Annotated in this window: 9 protein-coding genes; 3 read left to right on the plus strand and 6 right to left on the minus strand. The window is 48.9% G+C overall.

Features of this window, described 5'->3' with window-relative positions; all coding sequences use genetic code 11:
• Positions 1-1,047: 1,047 nt before the first annotated feature.
• The 5 genes from P5683_RS26520 to P5683_RS18980 all read right to left on the minus strand — a co-directional run bounded on the left by P5683_RS26520 (position 1,048) and on the right by P5683_RS18980 (position 2,722).
• Positions 1,048-1,152 (minus strand): hypothetical protein, encoded by a 105-nt coding sequence (locus tag P5683_RS26520; RefSeq protein ID WP_396442575.1) that lies wholly within the window; start codon positions 1,150-1,152, stop codon positions 1,048-1,050.
• Positions 1,153-1,224: 72 nt separating this feature from the next.
• Positions 1,225-1,674 carry a hypothetical protein gene (locus tag P5683_RS18965; protein WP_006624827.1) on the minus strand — a complete coding sequence of 150 codons (450 nt, stop codon included), beginning with the start codon at positions 1,672-1,674 and terminating at the stop codon, positions 1,225-1,227.
• Between the two features lie 31 nt (positions 1,675-1,705).
• Entirely contained in the window at positions 1,706-1,864 is a 159-nt protein-coding gene (locus P5683_RS18970) for a hypothetical protein (protein WP_006624828.1), read from the minus strand.
• Between the two features lie 144 nt (positions 1,865-2,008).
• Positions 2,009-2,392 (minus strand): type II toxin-antitoxin system VapC family toxin, encoded by a 384-nt coding sequence (locus P5683_RS18975; protein ID WP_315640869.1) that lies wholly within the window; start codon positions 2,390-2,392, stop codon positions 2,009-2,011.
• Positions 2,393-2,473: 81 nt separating this feature from the next.
• Positions 2,474-2,722 (minus strand): hypothetical protein, encoded by a 249-nt coding sequence (locus P5683_RS18980; RefSeq protein WP_315640870.1) that lies wholly within the window; start codon positions 2,720-2,722, stop codon positions 2,474-2,476.
• A 205-nt stretch (positions 2,723-2,927) separates the two neighbouring features.
• Here P5683_RS18980 and P5683_RS26525 point away from each other — a divergent pair, with 205 nt between their 5' ends.
• Entirely contained in the window at positions 2,928-3,101 is a 174-nt protein-coding gene (locus P5683_RS26525; RefSeq protein WP_157234568.1) for a hypothetical protein, read from the plus strand.
• A 23-nt stretch (positions 3,102-3,124) separates the two neighbouring features.
• Here the strand turns inward: P5683_RS26525 and P5683_RS26530 are convergent, their stop codons facing one another.
• Entirely contained in the window at positions 3,125-3,226 is a 102-nt protein-coding gene (locus P5683_RS26530; RefSeq protein ID WP_369076547.1) for a PEP-CTERM sorting domain-containing protein, read from the minus strand.
• A gap of 25 nt (positions 3,227-3,251) precedes the next feature.
• Between P5683_RS26530 and P5683_RS26535 the strand changes: the two genes are divergently transcribed.
• Both P5683_RS26535 and P5683_RS18990 read left to right on the plus strand, forming a co-directional pair.
• A complete protein-coding gene (locus P5683_RS26535) occupies positions 3,252-3,446 on the plus strand; it encodes a hypothetical protein (protein WP_157234566.1) in 195 nt (64 codons plus the stop codon).
• 414 nt (positions 3,447-3,860) lie between these two features.
• Positions 3,861-10,928, plus strand: a complete 7,068-nt coding sequence (locus P5683_RS18990) for a LamG-like jellyroll fold domain-containing protein (RefSeq protein ID WP_315640872.1) — start codon at positions 3,861-3,863, stop codon at positions 10,926-10,928.
• The last annotated feature ends 167 nt before the right edge of the window (positions 10,929-11,095 follow it).

An 11,095-nucleotide genomic window follows, 5' to 3' on the forward strand; every position in this document is an offset into this window, starting at 1 on the left:
TTTTGAGCGCAGCGTGTCAACCTATTTCGCTGCTAGTGTATTACGATGGTTCAAGCCGGACATTCGGTCTTGCTAATCATAGATGGTTGGCAGTGGTCGCGTCTTGGTAGTAGGTTCTACCTCACGCCTTCCGTTCCCCGCTTCAATCCTGGAGTTATGATTTCCAAAACTGGGGGTGGCTATCGCCGTTACTCTCTACTCCCTGATTTCTCAGTTCGTTTATGACCTTGAGTTCCCTGCCTTGCTTAGTTCCCTAAGCGTCGGGACATATAACCAGTTATGAGGATGGTCAGGAGAGGTCTCCTTATATCCAGATTCGGAGCTGGAATCCTCACCGGGTAGTTATTTCGGGCATTTCAGCCCTATTTCATACCCGAACGTCTCGCACCATCCGCTTACACTTATCACTACTGATTACCTCGACCAGATAATCAGAGCCTTAGAGGGATTACAACGTTCCGTTTATATGGGCATTCCATCTTTAGATTTGTCCTCTCCACCGGGGTACTTTTAAAGGTCTGTGTAGGTAGTTGCAAAAGTCCCCTACTATTCCCCTTGCTCTTTTGATCGCAGCGTATAAAAACTTATTCCGCTACTAAATATTTACGATGGTTCAAGCCGGACATTCGGTTTCCCTAATCATGGATGGTTGGCAGTGGTCGCTTTTGGTAGTAGGTTCTACTTCACGCCTTCCGTTCCCCGCTTCAATCCCAGAGTTGTGATTCCCGAAACTGGGGGTGGCTATCGCCTTTACCCTCAACATACTTTGTAACAAATTGTTAGGATTTATTACAAAGTATGTTGACCTGGGGTTCCCTGCCTGGTTTTGGTATCTTGTGATACAAAACGTCGGGACATATAAACAGTTATGGGGATGGTCAGAAACGAGTTGTCTTGTATTCAACCAAGGGGTTGAAGTCCCCACTAGGAGGTTATTTCGGGCATCTCAGCCCTATTGAACTCCTAAACGTCTCGCACTTTGCTGATATTTTAGCGAATTTGAGAACTTGGGGTGAGGGTTCGGAAACCGGGTTTCTGGGTGGCTGCTTAAATCTCCCCTAACCAGGTTTCAATGGCGGACATCAGATTCGGTTGATTGGGGGAAAGGCCTTTTAAGGGCGCTTCTAGGGGGTCGTCCGTGAGGAAGGCGATCGCTTCTACCGAGACGCTTCGCGATCGCTATTTCCCCCGTCAGACAAAAGGCGATGATTCTGGGTGGGTTGATTAACGGTGACTCGGAGCGATCGCCTCAATTTGGGAACACCAAGAAAAGTCCTTGATATTAAACGTGTAGATGCTGTTCACTTCATGGGCTAACACGATCCAAATATGCAGTAAATCAAAAACTCCTCCATTGGTTACAGGTCTTTCTGCCAATAAACCAATCCAACCTTCAAACAGATCCACCGGAGTTGAAAGTAAGCAGATATGGGGCATCTGACAAATCCGGTTAATGCGGATAATTGCTTCCGTTGGCTGTAAAGGCGTGGCTAAAATAGCGGGATTAGTAATATAGGAGTAAAATTCCGCTAAAACCTGCGATGAGACACACAAAATTTCCCTGTCGGTCGGTCTAAATATTTCTAAGGCGGCTTGATGTTGAGGGGCTTTGGTATTAGCAACATAAGCCAGGATGTTCATATCCAGATAAATTCGTTGAGCTTCCCCTGCCATAAAGCATCGTCCGATTAAAGGGTGGGAGAATTTAGCTCTCAAAAAACCAGGAATCCCGGTCTAATTCCGAGAGATTTTCTGGGGCTGATTTGTTCTGCTGTTGATTGATAGTTTTAAAGATTTCTATCATTAGATAAATTGGCTCGATTGGTTTTGGGGTTAGTCCGGTGATATCAAGAGTTTGAGTCATTTTTTCGTCGTGGGCTAGGGGTTGCTGACATTCTAGCTAATTTTGCGGCCCAGGGTCAAAAACCGAGTTTCTTTGCTGCTTAAATCTCCTCTAAACCGGTTTCAATGGCGGATATCAGATTCGGTTGATTGGGGGGAAACCTTTTTACCGAATCACTCGAAATTCGAGGTTGAGATTTAGCTGACTCCATTGGCGGTCTGCGGTGATTACGGGTTGATTGAGAACAAGACCCAAGCCTAGACAAGCCTGATCGCCTAGGGATAAGCCTAGAGGTTTAGTGATGGGTCGTAGCATACCAGCAATATGAGCTTGCGGTTCATCAAAGGGAACAATTTTTAAGTTCAAGTCGGACAAAATTTGCAAAATCTCGGTTTCTGAGATGCCAATTTCGGCCAATTTAGCAATAACTTCCGATAAATTAATGGTGCTAATCGTTGCATTTTCAATCAAGTCTGTTATTTGTTCACTCCCGCTTTCTTGATTGAGAAATGCTAATATGGCAGAGGCATCCATGATTACATTACTCATGGATATAGCAATCCTAAATCAGTTGTGGAAGACCCTCACCCCCAACCCCTCTCCCAGAACGGGAGAGGGGAGAAGAAGATGTTATAAATCATTTAGGACTGCTATAGACTCGTGACGGCGTTCTTGAATCAGTTCCTCTGTTAGGTTGCGATTTTTCCCATATTTTTTGACTATTTTTTGAGCCTGGGTGAGGGGGCTGGTGGAGTCAGTTATTAGTGGGCGATCGCCTTGTTTCTGCTGTTGATTAATAGTTTTAAAAGTTTCTATCATCTTGTGAATTTGCTCGATTTGTTCTGGGGTGAGTCCGGTGATATCAAGAGTTTGAGTCATTTTTGAGTTGGGGGCTAGGGGTTGTTGACATTTTAGCTAGTTTTGCCGCTAAGGGTCAGAAAGTGGGTTCTTGAATCCTCCAATCTCCCCTAACCCGGTTTCGATTCTCCTGGGTCAACGCTTCCGGAACCCCGATATCAGATTCGCGCTTATTGGGGGGAAGCCTTTTAATGGTGCTTCTAGGGGGTCCTCGCTGTTTAAAGCTATGGCGATTACCCCCGTCAGTGTTTGGCAAAAGGCGATTCTCCTGGGTCAACGCTTCGCGATTCTCCTGTGGAGACCCTTCGCGATCGCTTCTGGGGTGGGTTTCGTCGGGGTGGAAAATGTTTCGCCGCCGAAGAGGATGGCGCGGTGGGGGAGGAGGTGGGGCGCGTTTTAGGGTTTTGATGTGGCGATCGCCGATCAACTGTTGCGGCGGCGCAGGCGAGTCATAGCCAGGGCTCCGACCCCCAAACCGATCGCCAGGGTGGGTTCGGGGACAGGTTGCGTTTCCCAATTCACCACTTGAATTGGGTAAGCCAGAGCCGATTTGAGGCGGTTTGCTGCAGCCCGTGAGGGTGAAGGGTTCGGTCACGTCGCCAATCCACAGGTAGTCCGCGCCCCATCCGTCGGTGGGATTCTCCACGGCGGAGCGATCGCCCACCGCCACGCCGTCCCGGAACCGGTTGTCCACCACCCGGCTCATCCCAAAACATCCGTAAATTATCGGTTAAAATTAGGCTAATGAGTCCGAGTTTATTAAGAGTTTAAATATATCCATAAACCGGCTGCCCCTGATGTCCAGGTAATTTCAATTCTCGATGGCCTGACGGAGCTGTGGCCGCTTTTCTGCGGGCAGCTCCATGACTTTATTAAAAAAATAAAAAGAATCGACTTCCTGCCATCGCTTGAAGGCTAAGGTATTAAAAAATTATCCGATAGTTTCTCGTCCCATTTGCGGGTGCAGTAACCGACAGAACGACTAGGATTCACTCTTTTTTTTGAAGGGGGATGAGTTTTTTCGTTAGTCCCAGCCCCAAACTGGCATCAGGGAAAATGTGATCAGCATCGTGACAACTGCAAGGGGAGCGATCGGGCCAGGAAGCGGCGATCGTGTCCTTGGCTAACAATGTAGAATCTCTCAACAAAACAGGAACTTATGTACCTAAAAAAAGACAAACTCCAACATATTAGTACAATTACCCATGAGGGTAAGGTCGTCGTATTCGGCACCGATACCGAGGGTAAGGTCTTCTATACGGTGAAGCAAGATGGCTTTGAAGATAGCTACCTGAATACCCCCGCCGACCAAAGAACCGGCTGGGAAACCTGGCAAACCCTGGAATTTCCCAATGAAGACGATGACCCGTCAGTAATTGAGCAAGAAAAAGCCGAATTCACCTATCAGAATGATCAGAGTCGCTATTTGCTAAGGTCTCGCTACTCGACCCAAGGCATGACAGCCGTTGCCCCCGTTCAGGCGATCGCGGCCCTTGATCATATTTATGTGTTCCGTCAATCTACGAGCAATACGCTATTGATTGATCGGTTTGTGTTGGATGGCATGACCAACAAACTGAACCGCAAGCTGGAAGTTCGCTTTAAGCGGAGTCGACAAAAGCACACCCCGACCAAAACGATGGCGATGGGTAACAACGGCCTCAGCAATGTTGATACCCTCGACTTCCGGGATGCCAATGGTAATTTCTTCTATGAACCCACAACGGAACTTTGCTTGGTCAGCAACCTGCACAAAGGTTGGTTTTCTGTGGTAGTAGTGCCCACGATTGAAAATGATGTTCATCGGTGGCATATCTTTGCCTACAATAGCCAGACTAAAAAAGTTGAACTGACGACCCTACGCGCCTCACAGGAAGGTCTCTTCGACCTCAAAGACTACACCATTTACGAAGAGGCGGAGGGTAGTCTGGTGCCCAAGAAGATTCCAGGGGTTATCCAGCGCACGTTGGATATTGATGGGGTTTCCATTACCAATGGTCTGTCAGCCACCAAGTACGATCTTCAACAGGAACAGGAAACCCAATCCGGGGATACCCAACTACTGCGGAGCGCCACTAAACTCATGGTCGCTATCCCCACTGATAAAGGGGTTGCAGCTCTGAGCTTTGCCATTGCCGGAGATGGCACCCTGTCTGAAATTGATGAAACCCCTGAACGCACCATTGCCCGCAGTCGTCAGCGGGAAATTTTGCTGCCCCTCAATACCCTAGATGAAGTCAAAGCCCTGGCCGACCAAACCCCACCACCCCTGGGGGTGATCCGTGGATTGGCCCTGGGTACTGATGCCGATGATGCCGAAGACCTGGTGATGGTATCCACCGAAGGAGAGGCGGGCCAACTGGCCAACGGCGATCTGGTGAAAATCTCCGGAACCCCTGATATACGGGGGCTCTATGGGGCTCAGAAGATCGACGACCGTACCTTCGAGATTGCGCTACCTACCCCCGCCGATAACTTAGGCTATTGGGAAAAGGAAGATCTAGAGGAGGCGGGCTTAATTTTCGATGGCATGATTGCCGCCTACGAGAAGACCGCTGACGGCAAGCTGCGCGTTACCTGCGATTACCACGGTCTTGAGGATGGGGATGAGGTGCAAATCATTGGCACCGATAGCTATGACAATACCTATCCAGTGCAGACCGTTGATGATAATCACTTTGTGATCGAGCGGCGGTGGGCTAAAGGGGAAGCCGTCAACATCAAAGTCGTCTCTCGCAAGCGGCGCGGCATTGTGCTGGATGGCGTGAACGACTATATCGAAATTGCCGATCCCTTTGGCAAAAACAAGAACTTCACCCTTTCTGTCTGGATCAAGCCGACACAGATCAATACTGGGGCAACCCAAGCTGTGATGGGCAATGATCTATGGAAACCTTCGTTGTGGATTGCGCCTGACAACGGCGGCTTGCATTACATGGCGTTTGGTGATCCCAGCCAAGAGTCTGTCTTGAGCGGTACTTTCGACAACTTTTTTGACCAGGCGGAGACTTGGGTTCATGTAGCCTGGGTGAAAGATGGCAACCGTTTCAGGTTCTATAAAAATGGTGTGGAATTTGCTGTTGTTGAGGATGTACCGGAAAAGCTTTACAGTGATCCATCCAGCAATTATCAGTTCGGAAAAGTAGGCCAAGACTTTTTCTCTGGGCATCTGGCCGAGGTACGGATCTGGTCGCTGCCCCAAAGTGCGGACACCATCAAAAACAATATGTACCTGCAACTGCGGGGTAAAGAGGTGGGCCTGGAAGGATATTGGCGTTTGGGTGGCCTTGCCTTCGGCAAGGTGAGCGATTTCTCTATCCATGGCAATGAGGGCACCGTTTATGGTGATCCCTATGTCAGTGCCGCTACCCTCAGCCGTAAGCTGGCCAGCGGAGCCGATGCGGTGAAATATAGCAATTCTGACCTATTTGCTGTGAGCCAACGCGCTACCTATGAAGAAAGCTTTGAGTTCAAGGTCAATGCTGCCAAACCAGTGACGCTGGCGGATCTGAACAATGCCGATGGTCGGGGGCAAGGTACCAAGATCTTCACCTTCTCTCACTGGGGCAAAACCAGCCGCAGCGCTAACGACACCATTGCGGTCTCGGCGGTGCAAGATGAGTTTGAAGATCTGGGGAACGGCTGGTATCGGGCTTCCTGTACCCTAACGATTCCTGACGAGATCAGTCTTCTACGCTCCTTTGAGATTGCCAGAGTACAGGGCAACTGGAACTCCTTGGAAATCCGAAAGCATCGCATTCGTCTGTTGTCTGACGCGATAACAACGGCAAAATATATCGATGACGTAGCTCTAGTAACTTTAGGGGATGATCAACCTACATTGTCACATGAGCTAAAAGCATTGCATTTAAAAGAGAGTCGGGAAGGAATTCTACTCAAAGAAAAACGAGAATTGGAAACAAAACTCGAAGGGCTGAAGAATTTAGAAAAAATTCGCAAAGAGTATGAAGCACTCAATCAACTGGTGACTAATTTGGGCAATCAGGTGGTTCAACTTGAGCGAATCTATAATGATGAGGTGAATAGTCCATTCAACTACTACTGCTACTTTGTGTTGAGGGCAAATGAGGGGGCGAAAGTTCAAATTGTATACCGAGACAACATTGATGATGTACTCAGAGGCAGTTCAATTTACAATGCAGAACTAACATCTCAAGCAGTCAGTGATTGGCAGCTATGGAAATTCATCAAGGAGGCAGACGGTTTTTACTCTGTATCCCTCAAAGCATTGGGAGAGCATCAAAGACTTTCTATTTGTGGACGGGACAACAATGTTTTAAACATTGAAATACGATCAATGTCTAACGATGAAACAAGATGGAAATTCATTCCAGGTGCGAGTGGCTATTACTATATGTCTCTCAAGGCCAGAGGAGAAGGAGTCAGGATTACTAATACTGGACGCAATATCAGCAATTTAGAGTTACGCTCAAACTATGATGAGTGGTGGTCACAGTGGAAATTGGTGTCTACTGGAGAAAGAACCAACAATAAGATAGAGATTGCTCGTCTAAATTTGCAGGACAAAAAAAGACAACTTCAAGAAAAACAGATTGAGCTAAAAAATCTGAAGCAATTACTAGATGCAGATGAGGAGAAGAAGAAAGCTTGGGAACTGCGGCTGCAAGAGGTAATTACACAGTTGAAGCAAATTCAGGCTGAGATAATTACCTTGAATGCAGGGCTGTTGAATGCTATCAAAAACATTCAAGCAAAGCCTCAGACAATGCCTGACATCACCAAGGATAGCAATGACTTAGTGACTCAAGGAGCATTGCTTGGGTTTGTACAACCAGTAAGTCGCCTCCATGCCCTAGAAACCTGTGAGGGGAACGTCCAACTGAGTTACTTTGATAATCAGGGTCGGATGCGGCAAACCAACTACGATGCTACCGCTGATAGCCGAAATGCGGCCTTTGAACAGTGGATTCCTGATGCCCATCGGGCTTGTCTCAACTTCAACCTAAGCAATAGTGTCTTGACCTTAAAAGCCGCCTTGCCCCTACCTATGGATTGGAGCATGGAAGCTTGGTTTGTCTATCCTTTGCCTGAAAAGTTGGAGTGGAACACCTTAAGCCGTTCAGACGGTGGGCACCATGTTCTGGTCAAAGATGGTAAACAGTTGGGGATCTGGCTGCGGAATGATATTCAAGGACAAAGATTCTTTGACTGCGGTTTTAATTTAGATCAACTCTCCTTGGGTTGGCACCATCTAACCGCAGTCGCTAAAGGAGATACGACTCTGTTTTACATTGATGGTCAAAGGGTTGGCGACACCAAGGCTAAGGCTCTAGCCGATGCCGAGGAAAGTTTGACAAAATCCCCCAATGATTCTGCAGCACAGCAGAAACTGGAAGCCATCAAGAAGGCAATTATCAAAGTGGTTGGCGCTGTCCATACTATTGGCAATTCAACCGCCGGGCAACCCTTTGGTAAGCTTTCCGAAGTTCGTATTTGGGGTGATGCTATCAGTGAAGAGGAAATTGCTATTAACAGCAAAACCTTACTGAGTGGTAATGAACCAGGGTTATTGGCTTACTATCCCATGAGTGAAGCGACGGGCGTAGAAGTTCGCGATCATTCTGGCAACGGCAACAATGGCACGGTATCCGGTGCTAGCTGGTGGGCCTCTACGGTACCTATCGGCAATCCTGGGCATACAGTGATGCAATTTGATGGGGTTGATGACTATCTGGAACTAGCACGGCCATTGCCCATTTTCTCAAGTTCGTTCACCGTTTCTATGTGGGTGAAAATTCCGACTCATAAGCGGGGAATCTTGCTAGGAGACTATGGTCTGCAAAACGCGCTCAATATCAACTTTGAGATTCTTGCTGGTGGAAGCCTGAGATTTTACTGGGATGGCTCCGGGGCTCTTGGCACTGTAAAGCTAGGGCTCAATCAATGGCACTTCATTAGCTTTGTCAGAGATCGAGAAAACCAGAAAGTTTACACTTATGTTGATGGTGTGCGTGATCTGGAACACTCCGGAGCCTTTGCCGATAAAACTGCGACCATTTCTCACCGTATTGGGCGCGATGTGCGGGGCAGTGACAGCGGCACTGTGTTTCAGGGTTGTATGGCTGATCTTCGTATCTGGAATATCGCCCGTACCCAGGATGAAATTCAGGCAGACATGAATACCCGCCTCGGCGGCAAGGAACCTCACTTAGTGGCCTACTATCCACTGAATGAAATCAAGATGGAAGGCAACACTCGCAAGGTTCAAGACCTAGCGGGCAATCGCCATGGCACAGTTCATGAAGCACTAACCACCGCAGACAATACCCTGCCCATTGGCGGCGATGCCCTGGTCTCTGCGGAGTACAGCACCGTCACCCTGGATCCAACTACCAAGCGCAAGGTCGCAATCATGCGGCGCTTCCTGGGTGCGCCCACCATCAATGGGGCCACGCTGCTGCCGGATAAGCGAATCGAAACCCTGGAACTGAAGTGGATTGGCAATGCCCAGTTTGCCCCAACCCTGCTGGGGTACATCGAAGGGCCACCACCCGTTCCTAGCGAGAACTTGACCATCGAAGAAGACTACAACGGTGCCACCTCGGTGGAACTGACCATGTCGGAAGATGTGGACTTTAGCTGGAACCGCGCCCAAGATAGCGGATTAGGCGCAGCGGCAGAGATTTTTGCTGGGGCCGCAACCGATGCCGCAGCGGGTATCGGATTAACAACCCGAGTAGCCACCATGCGAGCCGGGTTCAAAGGCAACTTTGACTTCAGCTACCAGTTCTTAAACGAGAGCAACATTACCTCCAGTTCGTCCCTCAGCTTGACCGATAGACTGGAACTGCGGGGAACCCCTGAAGTGAAGCCCCACTTCCCTCATCTCGGCACCCGCTTTATTCCCAAGAATATTGGCTATGCCCTAGTAGTCTCGGCCATCTCCGATGTGTTTGTGACCCGCCTAGCCCGCAGCGGCAAGATGGTGGGCTACCAGGTGCGTCCCGTCGAAGGTCTGCCGCCAGATGTCAATACCATCACCTTCTTGATGAACCCGGCCTACACCATGAACGGCAGTCTGGATGGGATGACCGGCAGCAGCGCCACCAGCGATCGCTTTTTCAAGCACGTTCCCGAAATGCGATCGCAATATGGCTCCCTCTATCCAGCCAGCTACTACCGCCTCAAAGAAGCCTACGACCTGAAAGAACAGATTGAAGCTGAGGACAAGCGCCGAGAATCTTACTTCTCTAACTTTAATGCGCGCCTCTTAGATGAAGCCTCCCTGGATCGCAACATTGACAGCGGCCCAGCGCCTAGCACGATTGGCGTTCATCGAGAGGAAGACCAACCCTCCACCGAGATGACAGAGGAGGAGAAAAAAGCAGCCGATGCGGCAAAGCTTCAAAATCTCCAAGCCAATGCCAATGCCAATGTGGATAAACAGAGCCAGGCTACCCAAGCCAAACAAGCGGAAATTCAGAGCAAAATCACCGACCAAGAGAAGCAGGTTCAAGCAACAGAAAGCTTTGCCGGTTGGCAGAAACGGATGGAAGATCTGCAAATTCGCGCTGCGAAACGGAACATTGTCAATACCTATGTGTGGGATGCCGATGGTGGGCTGCGCTCAGAACAGCAAAGCTTTGCCAACACAGTGGAACATACCATTGGTGGTTCATTTACGATGAATGCAGCCTTGGGGGCAGAAGCCAAGTTTGGTGCAATGGCTACGGCAGAACTCACCGCCCAAGCGACTGTAAACCTGACCCAAACGATGACCAAAACTGAAGCCCGAAGCAAGGGATTTGAGTTGAGTGTAGACCTGAGTGGTTTGGAATATAAAGGCATCACCGACTACAACGATCGCCCCATTCTGCCTGGGGAAAAAGTCGATCGCTATCGGTTTATGAGCTTCTACCTGGAAGGCAGCACCGATCACTTCCAAGACTTCTTCAACTATGTAGTCGATCCCGAATGGCTACGCAGCAACGACGAAGAAGCGCGGGCACTGCGCCAGACCCAGGCGGGTAAACCCAACAAAGCCTGGCGGGTGCTGCACCGGGTCACCTATGTAGAACGTCCGGCCTTGATGGGCTTTGGTCGGGATGTGCGTAAATTGCGGGTGGCGGCTGAAGTTTCAGAAAATCAAGCACTGTTGGATAAGATTGCCAAATTGGAGGATAAAAACCAAAAACTTGAGGAAAAACTGGATACTATCCTCGGCTTGTTGAAAGAGCAGAAATAGTCGATCATTAGATCATTAAAAGGAGGGGAAATAATTTCCTCTCCTTTTTTGATTGAGGGCGATCGCCGGATGATTTGGAAATTTTGGTTGGATCGAATCATATCAAATCCAGTTATAGCATTAGTCAAGGTGGTTAGGACGCAGCTTTGAGAACGGAATCCATGGCC

The organism is Limnospira sp. PMC 1279.21 (assembly GCF_032349615.1).
Taxonomy (GTDB): domain Bacteria; phylum Cyanobacteriota; class Cyanobacteriia; order Cyanobacteriales; family Microcoleaceae; genus Limnospira; species Limnospira fusiformis.